Here is a 25,097-nt window from a genome sequence, read left to right on the forward strand (position 1 = left end):
CGGAAAGCGCACCGCGCCATAGCTCTGCGCAGCCGCCGCGCCCTCGGCGCCCACGCTGTAGGTAGGAGACAGGCACCAGCGGCGCCACTGCAGGATCACACCGGCCGGCAGGTCGCCCACCTTCTTGAGTGCACGCCCCGGAAAGTACCCGCACAGCCGCGTGGCCAGCGGCACCAGCACCCACCAGAAATACGGAACGATGCGCTTGAGCTGCGGTGCGTTATCACGCCAGTAGCCGCTGCCCGCGGCCACGCTGAGCAGGCCCGCCACCTGCTCAGGCTTCTTGAACAAGCCCGGCAGCTGCGCGCCCAGGCTGTGGCCCAGCAAGTACAGCGGCAGCGACGGCAGCGCGGCCTTGGCAGCAGAGATCACCGCCTCGTAGTCCTGTGCCCAGTCAAACAGATCCGCCTTCACATCGCGCATCGCGCCTTGCAGCGAATCGCCATGCCCCCGATAGTCGAACGTGGTGACCCGAAACCCCTGCTGCGCCATCCACAGCGCAAAGGCCTCGTAAAACGACTGCCGCACCCCCATCGCGCCGCCGATGACAACGCTGGCGCGCGGTGCGCCCTCGGGTTCGTAGACACGCAGTGCCAAAAACACCGCCCCGTTGACCTGCAAGGTTTGCTTGTTCATGTCTGTCTCCTTAGATCAATGCCGATCTGCGCCGACTTGAATGGAAAACAAAAACAGGCAGTGCGCCTCCCCCTGCCTTCACACCCCGCCCTCAAGGGCGTAGCGAGCGGGATCAGCTGCTAGGCGGACGGAGCACAGGAACCGGAACGTACTAGAAGTACGTGAGGATTCCGAGCACCGCCCAACGACGCAGATGGCCCGCGCAGTAGCCAGCCAACTACAGGGCTTCGATGATGCCGGCGGCGCCTTGGCCGGTACCTACGCACATGGTGACCATGCCGTACTTCAGCTTGTGCCGACGCAGCGCATGCACCACCGTCGCCGCACGGATGGCACCGGTGGCCCCCAGCGGATGCCCCAGTGCAATCGCGCCACCCATGGGGTTCACGTTCGCAGGGTTCAGGCCCAGCGTATTGATCACCGCCAACGACTGCGCGGCAAACGCTTCGTTCAGCTCGTACCAGCCGATGTCTTCACTCTTCAAGCCCGCATACCGCAGGGCCGCGGGAATCGCTTCGATAGGACCAATGCCCATGATCTCGGGTGGCACGCCGCGCGCGGCATAGCTCACAAAGCGGGCCAGCGGCGTGAGGCCAAACTGCTTCACCGCCTTTTCGCTGGCCACGATGAGCGCACCGGCGCCATCGCTGGTCTGCGAGCTGTTGCCCGCCGTGACACTGCCACGCGCCGCAAACACGGGCTTGAGCTTGGCCAGGCCTTCCAGGGACGTGTCGGGACGCGGGCCTTCGTCCAGGCTCACGGTGCGGCGCTTTTCCACCACTTCGCCCGTGGCGAGGTTGGGAGAACGCTCCACGATCTCGATGGGGGTGATTTCGTCGGTGAACTCACCAGCCTTTTGAGCCTTGATGGCACGCAGGTGGGATTCGAGGGCGAACGCGTCTTGTGCTTCGCGGCTCACCTTCCACTGCTGGGCGACCTTTTCTGCGGTCAGGCCCATGCCGTAGGCGATGCCTACGTTCTCGTCCTTGGCAAAGATCTCGGCATTGAACGAGGGCTTGTTGCCGCCCATGGGCACCAGGCTCATGGACTCGGCGCCACCGGCGATCAGCACGTCGGCCTCGCCCACGCGGATGCGGTCAGCGGCCATCTGCAGGGCGGTGATGCCGGATGCGCAGAAGCGGTTCACCGTCACGCCGCCCACGGGGTGGTCGAAAGCCAGACCCACGGCGATGCGGGCCATGTTCATGCCCTGCTCACCTTCAGGGAAGGAGCAGCCGATGATGGCGTCTTCAATCGCCTTGGGGTCCAGCGTGGGCACCTGCAGCATGGCGCTCTTGATGGCGGCGACCAGCAGGTCGTCAGGCCGGGTGTTCTTGAAATAACCGCGGCCCGAGCGCCCGATGGGCGTGCGCGTGGCGGCGACGATGTAGGCGTCCTGGACTTGTTTTTGAGCCATGGTGAAACTCCTTCAATTCTTGGGGGGGCGGCTGGAAGGAACCCAGGCCCACGTAAATACACATTCGACCGGCTCCACACCGGCTTCGTCGGTCACGGTGACTTTCACCTGCACCTCGCCCTTGTCGCTGGCCAACATGGCGGCGCGCTGCTCGGCGGTGAGCGTAGCCACCGCCTTCAGGCCGCCCGTGGCGCGCTTCTTGAACGCCATGGAGAGCTCCTTCGCCAGCGGCAGGCAGTCGTCGCGCACATTCATGCCCACCACCATGCCGGTAGCCGTTTCGGCCAGCAGGTTCATGGCCGAGGCGTGCACGCCGCCGATGTGGTTCTGCACCCGGCGCTCGTTGGCAAGGTGCACCTCGACACGCTCGGGCGTGAGCGACACGAACCGCACCCCGGCCGTGCCGGTGAAGGGCACGGCCCGGCGCAGGATGATGTTCTGCACGAAGCCGCGCATGAAGGCGGGGGCTTCGTCCAGGCGCATCAGCGAGCGCTGGAGTTTGTTGGGGGCTTGGCTCGTCATGGTGATGCCGATCAGTTGCGGACAGGCTTGCCCGTGGAGAGCATTCCGAGAATGCGCTCATGCGTCTTGGGCTGGGCGATCAGGTGGCAGAACACCTTGCGCTCCAGCGTGAGCAGGTATTCCTCGCTCACCAGCGAGCCCGCATCCACATCGCCGCCGCAGACCACCTCGGCGATCATGGCGCCGATCTTGAAGTCATAGGCGCTGATGAAGCCGCCGTCGCGCATGTTCACCAGCTGGGCCTTGATGGTGGCCAGGCCGCTGCGGCCTGCCACGGGGAACAGGCGCTTGTGCGGTGCACGCCAGCCGCTGGCGGCCATGGACTTGGCTTCGTTGATGGCGACGAACAGCAGTTCATCCTTGTGTGGAACGATGACGTCGCTGTCCAGCAGGTAGCCCAGCTTGCGCGACTCCAGCGCGCTGGTGCCCACCTTGGCCATGGCGGCGGCGGTGAAACCTTCGGTCAGGAAGGGCAGCAAGTCCTTGCTCGTCGAAGCGGCCATGTTCTCGGCCGCGCGGCGGGCAATGTAGGTCAGGCCGCCCGCGCCGGGCACCAAGCCCACGCCCACTTCGACCAGGCCGATGTAGCTTTCCATGTGCGCCACGCGCTTGGCGGAATACACGGCCAGCTCGCAGCCACCGCCCAGCGCCATGCCATGGATGGCAGCCACCACCGGCACCTGGGCGTAGCGGATGCGCATCATCAGGTTCTGCAGTTCCTGCTCGATGCTTTCCACCGCGTCGGGGCCGCCCACGGCAAAGGCGGGCATGGTGGCTTCCAGGTCGGCGCCCACGCTGAAGGGCGCATCGCCGGACCAGATGACCATGCCGTCGTATTCGCGCTCGGCCAGCTCCAGGGCTTCCGCCAGACCTTCCATCACTTCGGGGCTGATGGCGTGCATCTTGTTCTTGATGCTGGCAATCAATACCTGGCCGTCGAGCGTCCAGGTGCGCAGCGCCTTGGACTCGGCAATGGTCGTGCCAGCGGTGCGCCAGTCGGGCAGGCTGGTTTCGCCCAGCAGGGCCTCGGGGAAGATCTGGCGCTCGTACACGGGCAACTGGCGGCGGGGCACAAACTTGTTCTGCGATGCACTCCAGGAACCTTGCGCGGTGTGCACGCCACCGGCTTCGGCCACAGGGCCCTTGAAGACCCACTCGGGCAGCGGTGCCTTGCACAGGGCTTTGCCAGCGTCTATGTCTTCCTGGATCATCTTGGCGACTTCGAGCCAGCCGGCTTCCTGCCACAGCTCGAAGGGGCCCTGCTTCATGCCAAAGCCCCAGCGCATGGCCTGATCCACGTCACGGGCGTTGTCGGCAATCGTGGCCAGGTGCACGGCGGCGTAGTGGAAGCTGTTGCGCAGAATGGCCCAGAGGAACTGGCCGGGCGCGCCTTCGGCGTTGCGCAGCAGGCGCAGGCGTTCGGCGGCGGGCTTCTTGAGCATGCGCGCATACACCTCGTCGGCCTTCTGGCCGGCGGGCACGTACTCTTCGCTTTCGAGCTCAAAGCGCATCACGTCGCGGCCGACCTTCTTGAAGAAACCGGCCTTGGTCTTCTGGCCCAGGTTGCCCAGCTCCAGCAGCTTCTTCAGCACGGCAGGCGTGCCAAAGCTTTCGTAGAACGGATCGGTCTCCAGGCTCAGGTTGTCCTGCAGCGTCTTGATGACGTGGGCCATGGTGTCCAGACCCACCACGTCGGCGGTGCGGAAGGTGCCGCTCGATGCACGGCCCAGCTTCTTGCCCGTGAGGTCGTCCACCACGTCGTAGGTCAGGCCGAAGTTCTCGACCTCTTTCATCGTGGCCAGCATGCCGGCGATGCCGACGCGGTTGGCCACGAAGTTGGGGGTATCGTGCGCGCGCACCACGCCCTTGCCCAGGCCGCTGGTGACGAAGGCTTCGAGCTGGTCCAGCACTTCGGGCTGGGTGGTGGGGGTGTTGATCAGCTCCACCAGCGTCATGTAGCGCGGGGGGTTGAAGAAATGGATGCCGCAGAAACGCGGCTTGATGCCCTCAGGCAGCACTTCGGACAGCTTGGTGATCGACAGGCCCGAGGTGTTGGACGCCAGAATGGCGTGCTTGGCCACGTGGGGCGCGATCTTGGTGTACAGGTCGAGCTTCCAGTCCATACGCTCGGCAATGGCCTCGATCACGAGGTCGCATTCCTTGAGCAGGTGCATGTGCTCTTCGTAGTTGGCCTGCTGGATCAGCGCCGCGTCGTCGGCCACACCCAGGGGCGAGGGCTTGAGCTTCTTCAGGCCTTCGACGGCCTTGGTGACGATGCCGTTCTTGGGGCCTTCCTTGGCAGGCAGATCGAACAGCACCACGGGCACCTTCACGTTGACGAGGTGGGCGGCGATCTGCGCGCCCATCACGCCTGCGCCGAGCACGGCGACTTTTTTCACTTGGAATCGGGACATGGGTTGGGTTCCTGGTTGGGGCGCTGCGCAACACCTCTGGGGTGTGCGCGGCCACGGGAATGGGGTTACTGGACGCGGATCCAGGTTTGCGTGCGGCCGAACGGGCCGACAGAGCCGCGCACTTCGAGCTTCTTGCCGCCCTCGATGGGCGTCAGGCGCAGGGTGTAGTTGCGGCCGTTCTCGGGGTCGAGAATCTTGCCGCCCTCCCACACCTCTTTGCCGTCAGCCTTTTTGGCGCCGCGGATGATCTCCAGCCCGAGGATGGGCTTGCCCTTGCGGTCATCCGAGCACTCGTCGCAGACCTCATCGGGCTTGGCGTCCTTGAGCAGGCGCTTCTCGATCGCGCCGTTGAGCACGCCGCCGGCGTCGCGGATGCGGATTTCGGCCTTGGCTTCGCCGGTCTTGTCATCAATGTTGCGCCACAGGCCCTCGGGCGTCATCTGCGCCCAGGCCGGCAGCGCACCCGCTACCAAAACAATAGCTACTACCGCTTGATGCATAAGCGCTCCGTGCCAAAAACAGGTTGAAATCCGCAGCGTGCACATCAAGCCAGCGCCAGGTCCGTGTCCATCAGCACCTTGCTGCCGGCGCGGGCCGTGCGCATCAGCGTCGCGGTTTCGGGGAACAGCTTGGCGAAGTAGAAACGGGCAGTCTGCAGCTTGGCGCCATAGAACGGGTCGGTGTTGCCAGCGGCGATCTCACGCAAAGCGACCTGGGCCATGCGGGCGAACAGGTAGCCGAACACCAGGTGGCCAGCCACGCGCAGGTAGTCCACCGCGGCGGCGCCCACTTCGTCGGGGTTCTGCATGCCCTTGAAGCCGATCTCGGTGGTGAACTTGGTCATCTGGTCGCCCAGCATGGCGATAGGGTTGATGAACTCGGCCATCTTCTCGTTCACGCCTTCTTCTTCCACCAGCTGGCCGATCAGCTTGCCGAACTTCTTGAGCGTGGCGCCGTTGTTGGACAGGATCTTGCGGCCCAGCAGGTCCAGCGACTGCACGGTGTTCGTGCCTTCGTAGATCATGTTGATGCGGTTGTCGCGCACGTACTGCTCCATGCCCCATTCCTTGATGAAGCCGTGGCCGCCGAAGACCTGCATGCACGCGTTGGTGGCGATGTGGCCGTTGTCGGTGATGAAGGCCTTCACGATGGGCGTGAGCAGCGCCACCATTTCCTCGGATTCCTTGCGCACCTTCTCGTCGGGGTGGCTGTGCACCTTGTCCAGCAGCAGCGTGCAGAAGATCTGCAGCGCGCGGCCGCCTTCGGCGTACGCCTTGGCGGTGAGCAGCATCTTGCGCACGTCGGGGTGCACGATGATGGGGTCGGCTTCCTTGTCCTTGGCCTTCACGCCCGAGAGGCTGCGCATCTGGATGCGGTCCTTGGCGTAGGCCAGTGCATTCTGGTAGGCCACTTCGGTCAGGCCCAGCGACTGGTTGCCCACGCCCAGGCGCGCGGCGTTCATCATCACGAACATGGCGGCCAGGCCCTTGTTGGGCTCGCCCACCATGGTGCCGATGGCTCCGTCGATGGCGATCTGCGCGGTGGCGTTGCCGTGGATGCCCATCTTGTGTTCCAGGCCCGTGCAGTAGATGGGGTTGCGCTCGCCCAGCGAACCATCGGCATTGACGTTGAACTTCGGCACGACGAACAGGCTGATGCCCTTGCTGCCCTTGGGCGCGTCGGGCAGGCGGGCCAGCACCAGGTGCACGATGTTGGCAGTCATGTCGTGCTCGCCGGCGCTGATGAAGATCTTGTTGCCGGTGAGCTTGTAGGTGCCGTCGGCCTGGGGCTCGGCCTTGGTGCGCAACAGGCCCAGGTCGGTACCGCAGTGGGGTTCGGTCAGGCACATGGTGCCGGTCCACTCGCCGCTGGTCAGCTTGGGCAGGTAGATCTTCTTCTGTTCGTCAGTGCCGTGGGCGTGCAGGGCTTCGTACGCGCCGTGCGACAGGCCGGGGTACATGGTCCAGGCCTGGTTGGCCGAGTTCATCATCTCGTAGAGGCACTGGTTCAGCACGAAGGGCAGGCCCTGGCCGCCGTACGCAGGGTCGCAGGAAAGCGCCGCCCAGCCGCCTTCAACGTACTTGGCGTAGGCTTCCTTGAAGCCCGACGGAGGCTTGACTTCGTGCGTCGCCTTGTCGAGCACGCAGCCTTCGGTGTCGCCGCTGATGTTGAGCGGGAAGGTCACTTCAGCAGCGAACTTGCCGGCTTCCTCGATCACGGCGTTGATGGTGTCCACATCCACCTCGGCGTGGGGCGGCATTGCCTTGAATTCTTCGCTGACCTTGAGCACCTCGTGCATGACGAATTGCATGTCGCGCAGGGGCGGCGTGTAGGTAGGCATCGGTTTACTCCTTGGAGGTGGTGGTTTGGTTGGAAACTTTGCGCCGCTTGGCGGCCGCAGGCGTGGCTGCTGGCGCGGCGGTCGGGGCCGGGGTGTCTACGCTGTAGCGCGCCAGGATGTTGTGAAAGCCCTGCACGGCCCGGGCCATGGAGCCAGGGGTCTGCAGGAAGCGCGCCTCGTAGTGCAGCGCGAGGATGAGGCCATGGATTTCGAACAGCATCTGCTCGGCATTGGTATCGGCACGCAACTCGCCCAGGCCCTTGCATTGCTCGATGGCGCGGCGCATGGCGGCATGCCAGGTCAGCACCGAGCTGGCCAGCGCATCGCGCACGGGGCCGGTGCGGTCATCGAACTCCACCGCGCCGCTGATGTAGATGCAGCCCGAGTCGATTTCGATGGAGGTGCGCTTCATCCAGTTGTCGAACAGGGCTCGCAACCGCTCCACCCCGCGCGGGGCGGCCATGGCGGGGTAGAACACTTCCTGCTCGAAGCGGGTGTGGTATTCGCGGATGACGGAGATCTGCAGTTCTTCGCGCGAGCCAAAATGGGCGAACACGCCCGACTTGCTCATGCCGGTGACGTCCGCCAGCGCCCCGATGGACAGGCCTTCCAGCCCGATGTGCGTGGCCAGGCCCAGCGCCGCCTCGACGATGGCAGCCTTGGTTTGCTGGCCTTTTTGCAGAGCGCGCCCATTGCCGCTGCGAGAGCGCGGACTGCGGGTGGCCTGGCTGGAGGAAGAGGTGGCGGACATGCGGGCAAATAAAAACGAACGTTCGTTCTATTTTGCAGCAAATTCAGTCCGCAACCAAAGCCCTCCCAAAAAATAGGGAGAGGCGCTCAAAGACGCGTTGCAGGGGCGCCACCAGCGGTGCCCGACGCCCGGGACGGGCTCAGGAGGCCGTGCGGCCCGGGCTTGGGGTCCGCTTCCCCGTCTACAGGATCAGGCCGAGACTGGCCTCCAGGTGCTCGGACGGCAGTCGCTTGAAGCCCGACCGGGCATAGCGCTGCAGCCGGCCCAGCGCAAACGCGGTGAGCACGCTGGCCGAGACCTGGGCATCCACGGTCGGCGTGGCCGATGCGGCTGCGGCGGTGCGCAGGCACTGCCGCAGGGTTGACTCGATGCGGTCAAAGAACTGGTTCATGCGCTGTTGCAGGCGTTCATGCTCGAAGACCAGCGCGTCGCCCACCATCACGCGCACCATGCCGGGGTTGCGCTCGCCAAACTGCAGCAGGACCGCCACGATGCGCGCGGCCTGTCGCGCGGCCACTTCCGGGGGCTGCTGCGCATCCGGCACGTCGCGGCCCGTGATCTGCGTGACCAGGGTGAACACGGACTGCTCGATGAAATCGATCAGCCCCTCGAACATCTGCGCCTTGCTCGCAAAGTGGCGGTACAGCGCGGCTTCACTCACCGCCAGGCGGGCCGCCAGCGCGGCGGTGGTGATGCGCTCGGCGCCGGGCTGCTCCAGCATGGCGGCCAGCGCCTGCAGGATCTGCACGCGGCGCTCCCCGGGCTTGGGCCGCTTGCGGGCGGTGGGGGCTTCGCCTGCGTCATCGGTCGTGGCTGGCTCGGGGACTGCAGAGAGTTCAGACATGCGGGACAGAGGCTGGGGTGAGGCCGGGTGGCCAAAAACGCCGTGCGGCGGGCGCATGCGGCAGGGCGTAAGTCGTGTGTGGAAATGATTCTCGCACAGCGGATTGATAGCGGATTGGGGTCGCCTCGCACGGGCGGGCCGCCCTTTAAAGCGGGAAAGTCACCGTCACCAGCAAGCCGCGCCCCTGGGGGCCCACGCCTAGCCGCAGGGAGGCCCGGTGCACGCGCGCGATTTCATCGGCAATGGCCAGCCCCAGTCCGGTGCCCTCGCCGACGGTGCCCGGCACCCGATAGAACCGCTGCGTCACCCGCGCACGCTCGGCCTCGGGCACGCCGGGGCCGTCGTCCTCCACCTCGATGAACACCCGCGGCGGCCCTGCCCGGCCCTGACGCATGCCGCAGCGCAGGGTGACGATGCCGCCGGCCGGCGTGTACTTGATGGCGTTGTCCACCAGGTTGGAGACCAGTTCGCGCAACAGCCAGCCATGGCCGGTCACATGCACTGGCTGCACGTCCAGGCCCAGGTCCAGCCCTTTGCCGGTGGCTGCGTCCAGAAAATTTTCGAGCAGCGCCTCGCACAGGTCCTTCAGGTCCACCCGCTGGGGCGGCTGGGCATCCAGGCTGCGCGCGTCGGCCCGCGAAAGCGCCAGCAGCTGGTGCGCCAGCTGGGAGGTGCGGCGGGTCGCATTCCGGAGCTTCTCGATCTGATCCGCTCCCAAAACAATAGCACCCTGCGCTCGCCCATCCTGCGCCAGGGCCAGTTTTCTCTCCGCATCGGACGGGGACACACGCGGTGGCGCCGAGGCTTTGGCCATCATGGCCCACGCCTCGACCTGCGCCTGCAGCCCCGCCAGCGGGGTGCGCAGCTGGTGGGCGGCGTCTGCCACAAAGCGGCGCTGCCCCTCCGCCTGCGCGTTGACGAGGGCAAACAGGCGGTTGAGCGAGTGCACCAGCGGGCGCACTTCGGCGGGAGAGGCGGCTTCGTCGATGGGACTCAGGTCGCGGGGGGAGCGGTCTTCCACCGCCTCCGCCAGGTCAACCAATGGCTTGAACGCCGTGCGCACGGCCCAATGAATGGCCAGCGCGGCGGCGGCCACCAGCACCAGGTTGGGCAGCAGCACCCTCAGCAGCAGTTGCTGCGCCCATTGCTGGCGGGGGTCGGAGCCATCGGCCAAGGCCACCACCAGCTCTCCCGCCCCGGTGCGCCCCCGCTGCACAGCCACGCGGTAGGTCACGCCGCCATACTCGACACTGTGGAACTCGGGGGCCAGCGTGGTGGGCACGGCGCCGTGCACCCAACTGTCCCCCAGCAGCAACCGGCCGGACGTGTCGCGCACGCTGTACCCGGAGAAGCCGGCCTTCTGGAGCAGGAAATCCTCGATGGGCGGGGCCAGCAGCAGCAGCGGCGGCTCTTCCGCACGGATCGGGGGCGCCAGCACCGAATCAGCCAGCGCTGGCAACAACCTTAGAAGGCGCTGGTCGTGCTGCCCAGCGGCTTCGTCGGCCGAGCGGTAGTCCATCCACACGCCCACCAGCGCCAGCAGGCACAGCGGCAGCACCAGAAGCAGCAGCAGACGGTTGCGCAAGTCGGAGGTCATCGCCCGCAGGCGCGGGCGGTGGAACGGGAGGGGCCGGGGCTGCGTCACGGCGGGCTATCGGCGAAGGCGATGGGTGCGGTGGCGCGCTGGATGTCGCTGCGGTCAGGCCGCCTGCAGCTCCAGCCGGTAGCCGAAGCCCCGGATGGAGCGCAGCGCCACCCCGTGGGGCTCCAGCTTTCCGCGCAGACGGGAAACGTAGACCTCGACCGCATTGGGCGTGATCTCCTTGTCCCAGCCCGTCAGTGCCTGCAGGAGCTTGTCCTTGCTCGCGGGCTTGGGGGCGTTGATGAGCAGGTATTCGAGCACCGTCCATTCCCGCGGCCCGAGCTCGATGACCTGCTCGCCCGCGGGCGTGCGGATGGCGGCACGCCGCCCTGCCGTGTCGAGCTCGAGGGGCCCGAAGCTCAGGACCGCCGTGGTCGCGGCCTGCGAGCGGCGCAGCAAGGCCCGCAGCCGCGCCAGCAGCTCAGGCAATTCGAACGGCTTGACCATGTAGTCGTCAGCCCCCAGATCCAGCCCCTGCACCCGGTCGTGCAAGGCATCGCGTGCCGTCAGGATCAGCACGGGCATGGCAGGGCTCACCATGTCTGCGCGGCGCAGGCGGCGGGTCAACTCCAGCCCATCCATGCCGGGCAGGCCGATGTCGATGATGGCGGCATCGAAGGACTCGCTGCGCAGCACCTCTTCGGCGCGCTCGCCGCTGCCCACCCAGTCCACGGCGTAGCCCGCGTCCGTGAGCCCCAGCTTAATGCCGCTGGCGACCATCACATCGTCTTCAACCAGCAAAAGCCGCATGTCAAAGTCCTCCAGCGCTGCGCATCGCCTCGGGCCGATGCGCGGGGCACGGCACAGGCCGGCGGACGCCATGGAGCGGGCCTTGCGAGGCCCCGGGCGCTGCCCACCCCGAGAGAGCGGGCGCGAAGCGGCTCAACAGCAGCATTTCAATGGCTTCGAATCATCGTGCCGTAGGCCTGCTCGGTCAGGATTTCGAGCAGCATGGCGTGCGGCACCCGGCCATCAATGATGTGCACGGCATTGACGCCGGCCTTGGCAGCATCGAGCGCCCCGGCAATCTTGGGCAGCATGCCGCCGGAGATGGTGCCATCGGCAAACAGCTCGTCAATGCGGCGCGCGGTCAGGTCGGTGAGCAGGTTGCCCGCCTTGTCCAGCACGCCCGGGGTGTTGGTGAGCAGCATCAGCTTTTCAGCCTTGAGCACCTCGGCCAGCTTGCTGGCCACCACGTCGGCATTGATGTTGTAGCTCTCGTTGTTCTCGCCAAAGCCGATGGGGCTGATCACCGGGATGAACGCATCGTCCTGCAGTGCCTTGACCACGCTCGGGTCGATGGAGACGATGTCGCCCACCTGGCCCACGTCGTGCTCGACGTTCGGATCCTTGCTGTCCACCATCTTGAGCTTTTGCGCGCGGATCATGCCGCCGTCGCGCCCGGTCAGGCCCACGGCCTTGCCACCCGCCTGGTTGATCAGGCCCACGATGTCCTGCTGCACCTCGCCAGCCAGCACCCACTCGACCACTTCCATGGTTTCGGCATCGGTCACGCGCATGCCCTGGATGAATTGCCCCTTCTTGCCCAGGCGGTTCAGCGCCGTCTCGATCTGCGGACCGCCGCCATGCACCACCACCGGGTTCATGCCCACGAGCTTGAGCAGCACTACGTCCTCGGCAAAATCGGCCTGCAGGGCAGGGTCGGTCATGGCGTTGCCGCCATATTTGATGACCATGGTCTTGCCATGGAACTTGCGGATGTAAGGCAGCGCCTGGGCCAGGATTTCAGCCTTGTCGCGCGGGGCAATCGAAAGAAGGTCGGTCATGGAGGCGGGCCATCCAGAGAAAAACGGTGAGGCGCAAATTGTGCCGCATTCACGCCCGGCGCCGCGCAGCCCGGCACGTCCATGCCTCAGTGGCGCAGCCAGCTGGGCACTTTGAATCGCACGATGGCGAAGTAGCCCATCACGTAGCTGACGACAAAGAGCCCGCAGAACGCCATGAGCAGCGGGCTGTTGCCCCAGAACAGCACGGCCGGCACCACCGTCAGCAGCGTGAAGCCCCACAGATACGGCGAGGTGCGGTTGTTGCGCATCAGCACCCGGCGCGACTCGTCGTCGTGAAAAACCCCGCGCACGATGCGCCGGTAGATCAGTTGGTGAAAGTGCAGCGCATCCGCCACGCCGGGCGATACACCCCGCACCGCCTTGCGGTAGATCGAAAAAATCGTCTCCCAGACGGGGTAGATCAGCAGCAGCATGGGAAACCAGGGCGATACATCGACATTGCGCTGGACCAGCGAAATGCTGGCGAGCGCGATCACCACGCCCCAGATGTACGCTCCCCCGTCTCCCGCAAAGAGCATGCCGCGCGGATAGTTCCACACCAGGAAACCGCCAGTGGCCGCAGCCGTGCAAACCAGCAGGGCCGCCAGCGAGCGGTCCCCCACCTGCAGTGCCACGTGGGCAAGCGCCAGGCAGACGATCAGCGCCACCATGCCCGCGAGGCCGTTGTACCCGTCGATGATGTTGAACGCATGAGGCAGGCCCGCGACCGCCAGCACGACGATGGCCATGCCCAGCCACGGGGCTGAAGCGAGGAGCGAATCGGCCCACGCCCATCCCGTGCGCGGCAGCGTCAGGTCCAGCAGGAGGACCGCCAGAACGCCCGAGGCGCCGGTAAGACTCAAGCGGTACCGCACGGAGAGCCGCTGCGTCATGTCTTCGGCAATGCCGCCCAGCGCCGCCGGCAGCAGCACCAGGAACCAGCCGCCCACCCAGAACCCCAGCTTCAATGAACCCGGATCGCCCCAGCGGTAAGACTGAAGGAACCCCAGCCCCCAACTGCAGGCAATGCCCACCAGCAGCGCTGCACCGCCCAGGCGGGGAACGTCTCCGAGGTGAAAACGCTGCGGCATGCTGTTGCCGTAGACGGAAGCGTGGCTGTGCATCCAGCGGACAATGAAGCCCGCAGCCAGCGCCGCCACCATAAAAGCCACCACGGAGATCCAGATCATGAGCGGCCGATGGTACCTGCAGTCGTTACAAACGGCTGTAAGAAAGCGCTAGCGACTGTCGCGCCGACACTCCGCTGAAGCAAACTGCGTGAAGTTTTCCCGCTGATCCCACAGATTTTTTGCACCCGTTGCGCTGGCCTGGCATACGCCTCAATGGCGCTGGCCAATGGAACGCCGCGGTTCGCCAGCGCGAGGGCATTCTGCGTGCACAGGCGCCCTGGCCCCACACGGTGATCATTCTTACTGCGTTTGGTCGCCGGACGCCTTCCGTCGGGCACCCCGCAGGGCGTTGCTCGGCTCATCCTTGGAACTCGGCAGGGCGCTAGCGCAGCAGGCTGCGATAGAACTGCATCACCTTCGCCACGTACTGCTGCGTCTCGGGATACGGAGGAATACGGCGGCCATACTTGATAACCGCCCCTTCACCAGCGTTATAGGCAGCCAACGCGAGTTCCTTGTCGCCATCGAACATGCGCAACAAATCGGCCAGGTAGCGCGTGCCGATCTGTGCATTCACCTTCGGCTCCATCGCGGCATGTTCACCTTCTGCCTCTGGTTTCACAGTAACCCCGTATCGCGCTGCGGTCGCGGGCATCACCTGCATCAGCCCCAGCGCCCCCTTGCGGGAAATCGCTTTCACGTTGAACGCGGACTCGGTAGCCGCCACGGCAATGACAAGCGCCGGGTCGATCTCTGCAGATGTTGCTGCCGCCTCCAAATGGGGCAGGGCTTCCTGATATCCAGGAAACCGCAAAGCACTTTGCGGACGTTCCACCGCCGACGCTGGTTTCGAGTGCGGGACTTTGTCAAGCCAGATAACCCCACGGGTGGCGGGTTGGGCCGTGTTTCCCATATGAGTCACGCCATCTCCGTCCACAAATTGCCATACAGATTGTGCCTGTACAGGTTGGAGTGACACCGACGCAAGCAGCATCAATACACAACCCATTTTCTGCTTGAACAACCCCTCAATGCGCATGCAGGCTGACCTCATATCACTTGCTACCCAAGAAACGCGTTACGCGGGTACGCCACGATTTCGCGTCCATCGCGGCCATACGCTCGTTTGCCAGGTTTACCTGGGCTTGCGCGCTAGCACATGCTTGCTGCAATGCCGACTTCTCAGATGAAAGCTCCTGTATTTTCTGGCGTTGCAACTCGACTTGTTGTTCGAACCCGGCAATTAGTTGCCGTGCTTCAGCGAAAGCCTTTTGGTGCTCCCGCAGCGAGGCATTTTCCTCAGCATAGGTGAGCCGTAAAGCTTGCAGCTCGGCACGCAAGTGGCCGACCTCCTTACGGACATTAACGGCCTCCCACTCACGCGAGTCGCGTGCAGGCGCCGCGACCACCATCCATTGGTATACATCGAAATCTGCCCACCCCGTGAGCAAATGCTGGCGCCATGCATCAGGTATGGCCTCCCAATACGAGGCAAATTCGCTCTTCGCGATGGGAACCCGGTTGGCTTCCCAAGCAAGGGGAACCCAACCACAGTCCATCAAAAGCTGCTCTATGCTGCGACGAGTGAAGAAGCGAACGTGCGTGCGATCAAGCAAGCCTTTGTCGGCATAGTCAAACACACCAGCACGCAAGGCAGACGCTACGCCAGCGTACGCGATGTTAGGCAGAGAGATGACCAAGCTGCCCATCGGCTGCATCAGTCCGGAGAGAGCATTGAGCACTTGCTCAGGGCCGCGCAGATGTTCCAGTACATCGCAGGCCAAAACGCAATCAAAGCGTTCCCCCCTTAACCCATCCAACCACGCTAGATCATCAAGATCTGCTTCCACAGCCTTCACCTCAAGACGACGCAGCGCCTGTAGGGCAGCGGGGTCGTTTTCAATCACGGTGATCGAATGTCCGCGCGCTTTCAAGACCTGCGTCATCGCCCCCGGACCCGGCCCTAACTCCAGCACTGAAGCGCCTGTGGGAACCCGGCGCAAGAGTTTGGCGGCCCACGCGTCACCGTCAGGGTCGAAAGCATAGTCGTAACGCTCTATATCGGACATTTTTCTCCCTCGCATGTCGCTGTTCGCCACATCTGGTCCCACAAACCCCAATGCCACCAAGCCCAGGGACGCTCGCGAACATCCCTCTCCAGGCGACTCACGATGGTATCGATTGCAGCCTGCGGCGTTCCAGATATGGCCTCCACTTCTACCGTCAGCTTGTCTGGAGCCAAGCTGCGCGTACAGCCATGCAGCAAGGGCGCGCCAGTGGATTGAGCAAGACGCTCGATACCCGTAGGCAAACGCAGATAGCCTCCCAGAAAGGGATGGTCGCGCATGCGAGCGAAATCAGGGCTCCACGCATCCGCCAAAATCACCCAAGCCTGGCCTCTGCGCAGTCCTTCATGGACAGGACGCAGAGGCTCACTTGACACACGCCACTGCCCCCCAGTAATCGCCGTGATGCTGGCAATTTTGCGCATCAAGAAAGCGCGCTGCGACTCTCCAAGATGCGGATTCTCTAAGACGGGCATCGTCAAGATATTGAGGCGCACGCCTCTGCGCCCCAAGGCAATCACCGCTGTAAGCAGGCGATCATAGTGATTGAGCACCAGAATGAAGCCTTGCCCACGCTCCTGCAAAACCCGGACATGTTCCCAGCCCGTCAGCGCAATGCCCGGTCCACCGGGCTGGCCCAAACGGTGCAAGGCAGAAGCGTCCAGCATTTCGGCGGCCAACATGTTCAGATGAGCCCGCGCCCACAACTGGCGCTGCTCCTCGCTCGACGCTGGAAAAATCTTGCCAAATTGACTCTGCAAAAACTGCTCCGTGGCGCGTCGGACCGGCGGTGCATCGCGCCCCACCAGATGGACAACGCGCCAAGGCAGAGTTGTAGGCGCTCGCCCCAATGCTGGGAAGGCCCAGTCCAGCCGCCAATCCCGCTTCATTGCACGAGCAACCACTCGTGCTCCAGCCATACCAAGCCAAATTCACGATGTTTTTGATTGAGCACTGTGAAGGGCTGAATCAACTCAGCCATGTCAAGAACCTGCAGGCCCGTGTCGTCCAACGTATAGACGCTCCACAAGTATTCACCCGAAAGCAAAGGCAGGCGCGGGAATTTCACGCGAATTCGGTGCGCACCCACCCCCCGCAAAGGCGGCCTGGCGCCCAAGAACTGTGTGCTGCTGCCAAAGACATTGTCCTTGTCTGGCCGCACAATCGAAAACCCTATGTGAAACGGCGCATCGCCATAGGACTCCACTTCAATCTCCAGGATCAGATCCTGAAAGGTATCCACCTGTGCAGGGTTGATCCCATCGGCAGTCTCGATGGTCAGACGCATGATTTTCACTGGCACGGAAGCGTGCGTGACTGGCCTTTGCCTCTCCGCCTGGTCTGGTACAGCGGCAGCCGATGTATCGGCGTTCAAATGCGCATAGCGTCTGCGCTCATGCGCTTCATATGCCGTGACAACATCCTCAGTTTTGCCAATAGCTGCGATCTTCCCCCCGTGAATCCACGCAGCGCGCTGGCAAAGGCTGCGCACTTGGTACAGGTTGTGCGAGCAGAACAGTACCGTTGCACCCTGCTCGCGCAAGGCGAGGATACGGTTCAGACTCTTTTTCTGGAAATTCAGGTCACCGACCGACAGCGCCTCGTCCACGATCAGGACATCAGGATCAATGGCCGTAGCAGCGGCAAATGCCAAGCGCATGAACATGCCAGATGAATAAGTCTTCACCGGCCGTTCCAACGTTTCAGGAGTCAACTCCGAAAAGGCCGTTGCCTGCTCGTAGAAGGCATCCATTGCCGATCCCTCAAGCCCGTGCAACGCTGCCATAAACCGAATATTGTCGTAGCCAGATTCCTCCGGGTGAAAACCCGCACCCAGCTCCAACAGCGCCGCGACCCGCCCCACACGCGTCACCTGTCCCTGCGTTGGGCGAATCGTGCCTGCGGCAATCTTCAACAAGGTGCTTTTGCCCGCTCCGTTTTCACCAATCAGGCCGAAAGTCTCACCCGATTGCACCTCGAAGTCCATGTTGGACAATGCCACGTGCACGCGGTGGCGCTGCCGCCTGGTAACCCATTCCAACAGGCGATCCTGGGGCTTGGCATAGACGGGATACGCCTTCCCAACTCCTTCAAAGCGAATGCTCATTGCCTACAGGGCCTCTCCGAGTACTGGTTTCATGGAGCGAAAGAACCACCACCCGCCCCCTCCAAGCAACGCCACCCAAGCAACCAGGGCCCAAACCGTCCCCGGCGGAGCTGGCATGTGGAGCACTGCCGATTGCACCGTGAGAACCAGGCACGCCACGGGATTGAGCAAAAACCAGCTGTGAAAGCGTTCTGGAACTTGCGCCAGTGGATACACGATAGGGGTCAAATAAAAGCCGAGCTGAAGGCCAAACCCCACAAAGGAACCCACGTCGCGCCACAAGAAATGCGCCATGCTGAGAACCAGCGTCAGGCCGAAAGTCAGCGCGATCTGAGCCAGCACCAACAGCGGCAGCCAGCCCCACGTGAAAAACGGGCCGACACCCTGTGCGATTGACAAGACCAACAGCAGGCCGTAGCCAATGCCAAGGACCAGCAGGCTCCCGCCTACCGATACGGCCGGCAGTATTTCCGCAGGCATGGGTTGCTTGCGCAGAAAATCCTCATAAGCCGCAAGGCTCCCGACCCCCCGTCCGATAGCGTCGGTAAAAGGCAGCCAGATTGCGAGGCCGGCCAGCAAATGCAGCAAGTAACCATTGCTCGCCGCAAGGCCGGGAACGCGCACCGCCAAAATCAAGCCAAACAGGACATAAAAAATAGCCAAACTGGCCAATGGCTGAATCACAGCCCATGCCACACCCAGCACCGAACCGGCGTAACGCGTTTTGAATTCGCGCAGCAGCCAATAGCGCCAAAGAACCCAGGCATGTTGCGCCCCACCAGAGGGCGCGCCGTGGTCCGGGTCCAGCCGTGTCTGCGCGAGAGGCTTTCCGCTCATTGATGCCTCGCCCATTCAGTGTTCCAAACCAGATTGCACTCAGACGGGTACTGCGGCACTTGCGGACTCCCCAGAAGACACCTCGGCGTCATTCGTCGATGCCAATGCAATGCGCGCGGTCAAGAGCCCCTGGACAAATGCGTCAGCCGATGCCTCCCAGTGCTGCTGGGCCGCGAAAGCCTGCGCACGTTGGCATTGGGCTCTGCGGGCCTCGTCGTCTTGCAGCAAATGGCACAACGCGTCGGTTAACGCTTCCAGCGTTGGGTCGGTCAGCGCAGCAATCTCATCGTTGAGGAGCCACTCAACGCATTCGCCTCGGTTGGAGACCACGGCACAGCCGCTTGCCATGAGCTCCAAAGGCATGAGCGAAAGGTTGGTCAAAGACATGATCAGCGCAGCATCGCACTGACTGAAGACATCGGCCAGCTCTTCGGGCGAAACGACGCCCGCCGCAAGGTGGGGAAACGGAATCAAATAGTCACTGACATCCCAGCCAGCCAGAATGAACTGCGTGTTAGGCAACCTGCGGGAGACGGCCTCCAGGACCAGCAAGCCGAACTCGAACGCTCGCCTGGGGGTAGGAGGCCGGGCATAGAAGAAGACGCGTTTGACGCTGTCATCGCGCCGGGGGCGCAACCGATAACAATCGTGGTCCACACCAAAGCCAATGGGATGTGTCCGCATTCCATATTCTTCTTTCAGCTTTTTTGCCAGCCAGCCACCGGCGGTAATGCCAAAAAATCCGAAACGGTAGGTGTTTTCTGCCAACATAGATTCCGTGCCGACCGGATAGAAGTTGGGTTCGAAATCCTGAACGAAATACAGCTTCTTGACATTCCCGGTGATCGCCCTCACCGGGTATGCAGTCTGCCACCCCGTTGCAATGGCGAACTCACAATTGGGCAAGCCCTCGACGCCCATGTACACCTTTGCCTTCAAGGGGAAGAAGTGTTCGCAAATGTCGTGGCGCGCAGATTCTGCGTTTGCGTGGTGCGCCGGGCCCACGATCACGATGCTCGACTCCCACCCCATGCGTTCCAGGCGCATGATCGTGCGAAAAATAGTCTGGTGCCCGCCAGACCCGATGTTGAAGTCGGGAATGAACCAGAGCAAGGTTCCTTCACGTGCCGGCTCGGCTGCCAGCTCCACCTTGTCGACACGAACGAAATCGTAATGCTGAAAAACGTTGCGGCTTTTGGAGCTGCCTGGCCCATGCTGCAGCCGACGCTTTACCATGGAAATGGCGCCCAATATTCCATGGCGCTTCGCCAGCGCCCACACTTGCCGCACGCGCAGCCCAATCATTCCTACCATAAACACTCCAAAAACACATCGTCCTAGAGCTTCGCTCGGCATGAACCGCCCAGCCAGTGCCCCGGACACGTGAGTTAGCAATACTTGAGCACACCCTTTACGCAGAACGGCCACGCTGCAATGTCTGATCACGGGACAGCAATCCCACAATCCAGCCGGGCAAGTGCTTGTGCCGCGTCCCAAGGAACTGCCCCGTGGTGCGGGCCAGCTCCACGCCCGCCATGTAAGCTGCATTCTTCAGCCAACGCCCGCCCCTCAGCCCCGCCTGGCGGAGCCAGCGTGCATCTCGCCGAGCAAGCAACGCTGCGCTCGCCCACGCGCGCACCACACTGCGCTGCATGTCATAGCCAAAATAAAGCTGGAACGACCGCGCCTCATCAAAATTTCGCTGAAGCGTTTCCCATACGCCGAAGTCATGGGAGTGGTACACCGCAGCCTGTGGTGCATAGGCTTTGCCGTAACCGGCTTTAACAGCTGCTAGCGCCCACGTTTGATCTTCTGCAAAGGCGACATCCGGAAACGGCAAGCGCTCCCACACCGAGCGACGCAAACAAGAATTGTTGTTAGAAAAAAAATGCAGGTATTGACGATAGCCCGGATCCGCGTCGAAGCGCGCGCGGTCTTCAATCCGTACCACGCTTTGTTCAGCGCCGAAGCCTGCGAAGTGCTCGGCCAGCTCGCGCGTCGTAACGATTCGAGCGCCGGGGTGTGCAATGTGCGGGCCAAAGGCACCCGCGACGTCGGCGCCGGCATCACAAGCCTCAATCAGGTGGTGAAGCCACTCAGGACTCGCTGGTTTGGCATCTTGCGTGATGAAAACGAGAAACTCCCCTGCAGATAGAGAGGCCAACTGATTGCGCGTGCGCCCGTGCCCAAAGGACTCTGGCGCAATGACCTCGCAGCGCACGCCACGAGCACGCACCAAATCTACCGAGCCATCGGTGGAGCCCGAGTCCATCACAATCACTTCGAACGGCCATGGAGCACGCTGCGCGAGAACGGCATCCAGCACATCGCCTAACAATGCGCCGCCATTTTTAACGGGAATGAGTACAGAGGCTCTAGGGTCCATGGGTGCAGTGCTGCGATCTACCGACCACAGCGCAGCCATGGGCCAATTCGCAGTCGGACGAAAAATTAAGGTTAACCGCGCATCTTAGCGCATGCGGTGTCGTTCGCCCACTCAGTGCACGCGTGACTCGCTCGGCGCCACATCAGCGTGTGGTCGCATCTAGAAACCGCCCTAATTCGAGCCAGACGCAGCCAGAATCTTTTGCAGATCTTCCGGGTATTCCTCTGGGTTGATAAAACCGGAATCACCTAACACTTGCCCGTTGTAAAAATCTTTAAACACCGATGTAATGCGCTCAGGGAATTTTTCCGCGTATCCACTGCCCTTCAGAAAGACCGCCACATAATCGCTCCACACCGCGACATCCTGGCGGCTGACATAAGACTCCAGCACACACGCATCCACACCATTGCGCTTCGCCCAAGTGATCAATGCCTTGCCGCTGTCGGGGTAGAAGCGCCAGCAGTCCACCGGATACCGGTGGAACGTGCCGTTGGACGGGGCGTTGAGATAAAACAGCCCCGGCGATTTCAAGACGCGAAATATCTCGAGAAACAAAACCCAAAATAACTCGGAATGCTCAAAGCACGAACTGCTGACGACCACGTCGACCGACCCATCCTCGAACGGCAGGCGGTATGGGTCATCCAAAACAACATCCACCCCTGGAGCCTGCACAAAATCCACGCCGATGTATTTCAAATGCGGCGGGCAAACGCTGCGCAGCGATCCATTGACATCTTGCGCGCCAATATCAATCACTACACCACTCGATAATTTCGACGCGTAAGTCTCAAAAAACAACTCGCCGTTGCGCATGGCAGAGGGATGCATTCTTTACTTTCCGAAACCAGAGGATATGGGCTTACTTTTTGCTGAACATGCCGCGAACAGCATTCTCATTGATCTGCACGCCGTATTTTTTTAACACGTTTTCATGCACCGTGGCACGGCCTTGCTCACGGCAATACCTCACCGCCTGCTGTGCGGCAACGCCGGACACCGCCGACCAGGGCATGAGTTGCCCGGGCCGCTTCTCGGCGATCTGGAACAAATAGACATAGTCGCCATCCTTGACAGGCCCCACCAGCTCGCCTTGATTGGCCGACTCCAGCGCGCGCAGGATCACGTTGTCGTCGCTCAATGCCACCCAGCCCACGTCGCCCTGCGCATCCAGCTTGTAGATTTGCTCCGCTTTGGAAGCTGCCGCGTCAAATTGTTGCTGCCCCCCGCTGATCGCCTTCGCCTGCTTGAGCAACCAGGGTTCTGCCGACTCGCCATCGACGGTGGCATCCGCAGGCAAGATGACCCGGCTCAACCGGATGGACGTGGGCACCGTGAACGCCTTGGGCGTCTTGTCGTAAAAGCTCCGCGCAGCCGCTTCATCCTTGGGCGCTTCGCAAGCAGGGCTAATCTTTCTATAAACAGTCAGGGCGTAGACATCGTCAAAACGAGTGGCGGCTCGCTCTTTGGCCCGTTCAATACCCTGGGCTGCGCCCTCCAGGTTGAGCGCGCGCGCCACGGCCATCTCCTTCACGATCATCAAGACCCCTGTCGCATTGCCCACGGCGCTTTTGAGGTCCACACGCCGTGCCACGTAGCTGCTCAGGTCCTTTTCGGTAATCGTTTCGCCGTTGCTGAAAGTGGCCAGTACTGCGTTCTTTTGTTCTTGCGCCAGCCCGATGCCTGGGTGAGTCAAAGCGGCCGCCAGTGCAAGGCATGGGATCATGTTTCGAATCAAAGTCATGTCTATCCTGCTTCAGTGATTTGAATGGAGTTGGCGCTCTCAATCTGCTCGTGCGCCCAGGCACGGGTTCCCGTGCTTGGCGGCATTGCAGAGTTTTCAAGCATTTTTGGCCTCCAGCGCTTATTCATCAAGCGCCAGCAGCTATATTTTTAATAGCATTTCGTTGGTACGGCACCCCAACACCTTTGCGCAGGCTACACACCGTCCCCAGCCAAAACGCTCCCTTCTGGTTTTGAGGTGCCACTCTGCGGTGGAGCTGACCCGCCCCAGCGGGCCACTCAGCCGACGTGAGTGCGCGGTCAGGGCTTGGGGTTTGTGGCTTGATCCCACAAGGGTCCGTAGATAACGTCCGCTTGTTTGCCCGCAGAGTTGAGGACCAGCACGTCCATCTGACCATCGGCATCAATATCTTCGATCTGCAAGGTGGTGGAATAGCCGCTGGTGGGCAGTTCCCGGGTTTCCAGAACACGCCCAGCGTTGTCAAGGTGCTGCATCGTCAGGCGGCGATCATCGCCCCACATGACGAGATCGTCGGCCAGCGCGGCGACCGCACTAGACCCTCTCGGATCCGCTGCAAGCCATTGCAGTTCCCCGGTTTGCAAGTGGATACGCGCGTTGCGCCCACCCGTTTCCAACGCCACATAAAGCCACTGGCCTGATGGTGACACCCGCACTTGGCGCGGAACGACCTTGAAGCGGGCCAGCACCTTGGGCGCCGCCGAAAGATCGGAATCGGGCACGGCTATCACCGTCTTGTCGTCCAGGCATGCCACCACAATGCTGCTTTGCTTTGACTCGGACCAGTGGGACACACGGATGGGATGCCACGGCGAGCGGCACCAGTTGGCCTTGCGCACCTCCACCGCCTGGGGCTTGTCCTCGCTCCAGTCCACCCAAGCTACTTCTGTTCCACTGTAAGGCGTCGTAAGCATGCGATAGCGGCCCGCTGCCTGCGTGGGCAAGGCAATCACATCGCGCGGATTGAACCCGACATTCGCCTGCACCAGCGGCGTCAAGCGCCCGCCATCCACCCGAAAAATATCCAGGCTGGTGGTTTTTTCTACCGCAGCCACCAACAACTTGGGCGACAGCCAGGCGGCAGAGTCCGGGTGGTAGGCCAAGGGCTTCTGGTCCAGCAAGGTGGCCACACGGCCCCGGATGCCGACCAGCGAGAGCTTGCCAGTTTCATGCTCTACCGCGCCCAGCAGGCAGTCCGAAGGCGCCGCACATTGCAGCTGCCCGCCCCAGGCTTCTGGCAGTTCAAATTGGATCGCCTGCAATGCCCGCCCCGCCTTGGCGGAAGACGCACCAAGTGCTGCCTTTTGAGACGCAGGAGATGTCGGTACCCCGCTGCATGCCGACATCAGAAAAGCGGCAAGCAGCGCCAGATAGCGGCAGTGCCCCACACGCAATTGCATCATTGACACACTCCAAAAAAAATAGCGCCTCGCGGCGCTATAAAAAAGCCCTCCTTGAAGGAGGGCTTCGTTTTCATACCAAGAGGGGCCAGGCCCACCCTTGGTGAATGAAAATTACAGAGCGCGGTGGAAGCCGAGCACCGTTTGCGTAGCACCGAAAGCAGGAGCGGTGATCACGCTGTACGTGAACACGCTGCCGTCGATAGGAGTTGCCGTAGCGTCAACCAGGGCGCCGTTCGAATCCCAGTCGATGAAACCGTCGACGAAGTTGGCAGGACGGCCAGGGATCGTGGAGGGATCGAACCAGTCCAGTTCGTCAAACTTCAGGTCGAAGTTGACGGACTTGCGGTTTTGCTTGTCGTCATAGATGTTGACGGTGTGCGTACCCTTTTGGATACCGGTGGACCACACAACGATGTTGGTGGAAGCGCCGCCGTCCAGGAAGTAGCGCATGCTGAACACAGCATCACCACCACCAGCAGCCACAGACTGCGCAGCGCCGGCAACGGCGGTCACGGAGTCAGCGCCCATGACCGTCAGGTCCGTCAGAGCAGCGTTGAAAGTGATAGGGCCATCGATCACAGGCGTGTAAGCCACGTCTTGAGCAGCAGCATTCACTTGGAAAGCGTGAGCTGCAATTTGGCCGTTGGCCAGACCAACAGAAGGTGCCACGGAAGCAGCGGAGCAATCGGTAGCCGTTGCAACGTTGCCACCCACGGCGAACACCAGGTAGCCGCGCTTGCCTTCCAGGCCAGCACCGGATTCGTTAGCCCAAACGAAAGGCGTGTAGTCCTTGTTCGTCATCACGAAGCAACCGTCGGTGACGTGCTTGGAGTTCTGATCGAAGAACGTCCAGAACACACCCTTGGTCACGCCAGACTGGTTCACCAGGCCCACAGCAGTGGTGTCCGAAGCGCCGTTGTGGATCACGTTAGGAACCACCACACCATTGCTGAACGTGCCAGCGGTGTAGGCTTGTGCCACGCCAGCGGTCATTGCTGCTGCCGCGACGGCTGCCATTGCAAATTTTTTCATCTCTAAGTCCTTAGATA

General features: G+C 62.5%; 24 protein-coding genes. 1 reads left to right on the forward strand and 23 read right to left on the reverse strand.

Annotated elements, in window-relative coordinates:
* The 21 genes from MRY84_RS06120 to MRY84_RS06220 form a co-directional block, all read right to left on the reverse strand.
* Positions 1–636, reverse strand: a 636-nt coding sequence (locus tag MRY84_RS06120) for an alpha/beta fold hydrolase (RefSeq protein ID WP_291504858.1), incomplete at its 3' end; no start/stop codon positions are given.
* 217 nt (positions 637–853) lie between these two features.
* Positions 854–2,053 (reverse strand): acetyl-CoA C-acyltransferase, encoded by a 1,200-nt coding sequence (locus MRY84_RS06125; RefSeq protein ID WP_291504859.1) that lies wholly within the window; start codon positions 2,051–2,053, stop codon positions 854–856.
* A 12-nt stretch (positions 2,054–2,065) separates the two neighbouring features.
* Positions 2,066–2,575 carry a DUF4442 domain-containing protein gene (locus tag MRY84_RS06130; protein ID WP_110961703.1) on the reverse strand — a complete coding sequence of 170 codons (510 nt, stop codon included), beginning with the start codon at positions 2,573–2,575 and terminating at the stop codon, positions 2,066–2,068.
* A gap of 11 nt (positions 2,576–2,586) precedes the next feature.
* Positions 2,587–4,989 carry a 3-hydroxyacyl-CoA dehydrogenase/enoyl-CoA hydratase family protein gene (locus tag MRY84_RS06135; protein ID WP_291504860.1) on the reverse strand — a complete coding sequence of 801 codons (2,403 nt, stop codon included), beginning with the start codon at positions 4,987–4,989 and terminating at the stop codon, positions 2,587–2,589.
* 65 nt (positions 4,990–5,054) lie between these two features.
* Entirely contained in the window at positions 5,055–5,489 is a 435-nt protein-coding gene (locus MRY84_RS06140) for a DUF2147 domain-containing protein (protein ID WP_291504861.1), read from the reverse strand.
* A gap of 44 nt (positions 5,490–5,533) precedes the next feature.
* Entirely contained in the window at positions 5,534–7,330 is a 1,797-nt protein-coding gene (locus tag MRY84_RS06145) for an acyl-CoA dehydrogenase C-terminal domain-containing protein (RefSeq protein WP_291504862.1), read from the reverse strand.
* A 4-nt stretch (positions 7,331–7,334) separates the two neighbouring features.
* Positions 7,335–8,081, reverse strand: a complete 747-nt coding sequence (locus MRY84_RS06150; protein ID WP_291504863.1) for a TetR/AcrR family transcriptional regulator — start codon at positions 8,079–8,081, stop codon at positions 7,335–7,337.
* A 181-nt stretch (positions 8,082–8,262) separates the two neighbouring features.
* Complete coding sequence (slmA, locus tag MRY84_RS06155; RefSeq protein ID WP_291504864.1) at positions 8,263–8,925, reverse strand: nucleoid occlusion factor SlmA; 663 nt, start codon at positions 8,923–8,925, stop codon at positions 8,263–8,265.
* A gap of 145 nt (positions 8,926–9,070) precedes the next feature.
* Positions 9,071–10,522, reverse strand: a complete 1,452-nt coding sequence (locus MRY84_RS06160) for an ATP-binding protein (RefSeq protein WP_291504865.1) — start codon at positions 10,520–10,522, stop codon at positions 9,071–9,073.
* 102 nt (positions 10,523–10,624) lie between these two features.
* On the reverse strand, positions 10,625–11,317 hold the full coding sequence (locus MRY84_RS06165) for a response regulator transcription factor (RefSeq protein WP_142148599.1): 693 nt from the start codon (positions 11,315–11,317) through the stop codon (positions 10,625–10,627).
* Between the two features lie 146 nt (positions 11,318–11,463).
* Positions 11,464–12,354 (reverse strand): acetylglutamate kinase, encoded by an 891-nt coding sequence (argB, locus tag MRY84_RS06170; RefSeq protein WP_142148601.1) that lies wholly within the window; start codon positions 12,352–12,354, stop codon positions 11,464–11,466.
* An 86-nt stretch (positions 12,355–12,440) separates the two neighbouring features.
* Positions 12,441–13,544 (reverse strand): glycosyltransferase, encoded by a 1,104-nt coding sequence (locus tag MRY84_RS06175; protein ID WP_291504866.1) that lies wholly within the window; start codon positions 13,542–13,544, stop codon positions 12,441–12,443.
* Positions 13,545–13,866: 322 nt separating this feature from the next.
* Positions 13,867–14,523 carry a transglycosylase SLT domain-containing protein gene (locus tag MRY84_RS06180; RefSeq protein ID WP_291504867.1) on the reverse strand — a complete coding sequence of 219 codons (657 nt, stop codon included), beginning with the start codon at positions 14,521–14,523 and terminating at the stop codon, positions 13,867–13,869.
* A gap of 16 nt (positions 14,524–14,539) precedes the next feature.
* Positions 14,540–15,553, reverse strand: a complete 1,014-nt coding sequence (locus MRY84_RS06185) for a methyltransferase domain-containing protein (RefSeq protein WP_291504868.1) — start codon at positions 15,551–15,553, stop codon at positions 14,540–14,542.
* Positions 15,541–16,470, reverse strand: coding sequence for a hypothetical protein (locus tag MRY84_RS06190; RefSeq protein ID WP_291504869.1), 930 nt, complete (start codon positions 16,468–16,470; stop codon positions 15,541–15,543). The genes MRY84_RS06185 and MRY84_RS06190 overlap by 13 nt, the downstream gene beginning before the upstream one ends.
* The gene (locus MRY84_RS06195; protein ID WP_291504870.1) at positions 16,437–17,657 is read right to left on the reverse strand and encodes an ABC transporter ATP-binding protein; all 1,221 of its coding nucleotides are present in this window, start codon (positions 17,655–17,657) and stop codon (positions 16,437–16,439) included. The genes MRY84_RS06190 and MRY84_RS06195 overlap by 34 nt, the downstream gene beginning before the upstream one ends.
* Positions 17,658–17,660: 3 nt before the next feature.
* Positions 17,661–18,509 (reverse strand): ABC transporter permease, encoded by an 849-nt coding sequence (locus tag MRY84_RS06200; protein WP_291504871.1) that lies wholly within the window; start codon positions 18,507–18,509, stop codon positions 17,661–17,663.
* A 24-nt stretch (positions 18,510–18,533) separates the two neighbouring features.
* Entirely contained in the window at positions 18,534–19,808 is a 1,275-nt protein-coding gene (locus tag MRY84_RS06205) for a glycosyltransferase family 4 protein (protein WP_291504872.1), read from the reverse strand.
* Between the two features lie 97 nt (positions 19,809–19,905).
* Positions 19,906–20,880, reverse strand: a complete 975-nt coding sequence (locus MRY84_RS06210) for a glycosyltransferase (protein WP_291504873.1) — start codon at positions 20,878–20,880, stop codon at positions 19,906–19,908.
* Between the two features lie 171 nt (positions 20,881–21,051).
* Positions 21,052–21,714 (reverse strand): methyltransferase domain-containing protein, encoded by a 663-nt coding sequence (locus MRY84_RS06215; RefSeq protein ID WP_291504874.1) that lies wholly within the window; start codon positions 21,712–21,714, stop codon positions 21,052–21,054.
* A 31-nt stretch (positions 21,715–21,745) separates the two neighbouring features.
* Positions 21,746–22,423 carry a peptidylprolyl isomerase gene (locus MRY84_RS06220; RefSeq protein ID WP_291504877.1) on the reverse strand — a complete coding sequence of 226 codons (678 nt, stop codon included), beginning with the start codon at positions 22,421–22,423 and terminating at the stop codon, positions 21,746–21,748.
* A 310-nt stretch (positions 22,424–22,733) separates the two neighbouring features.
* Here MRY84_RS06220 and MRY84_RS23145 point away from each other — a divergent pair, with 310 nt between their 5' ends.
* Positions 22,734–22,973 (forward strand): hypothetical protein, encoded by a 240-nt coding sequence (locus MRY84_RS23145; RefSeq protein ID WP_363317487.1) that lies wholly within the window; start codon positions 22,734–22,736, stop codon positions 22,971–22,973.
* Here the strand turns inward: MRY84_RS23145 and MRY84_RS06225 are convergent.
* Together MRY84_RS06225 and MRY84_RS06230 are read right to left on the reverse strand one after the other, a co-directional pair.
* A complete protein-coding gene (locus MRY84_RS06225; protein WP_291504875.1) occupies positions 22,927–24,033 on the reverse strand; it encodes a hypothetical protein in 1,107 nt (368 codons plus the stop codon). The two genes, MRY84_RS23145 and MRY84_RS06225, sit on opposite strands and share 47 nt — an antisense overlap.
* Positions 24,034–24,159: 126 nt before the next feature.
* Positions 24,160–25,097 (reverse strand): hypothetical protein (locus MRY84_RS06230; protein ID WP_291504876.1); only part of this gene is annotated, 938 nt, incomplete at its 5' end.

The organism is Acidovorax sp. (genome assembly GCF_022763525.1).
Classification (GTDB): Bacteria; Pseudomonadota; Gammaproteobacteria; order Burkholderiales; family Burkholderiaceae_C; genus Acidovorax.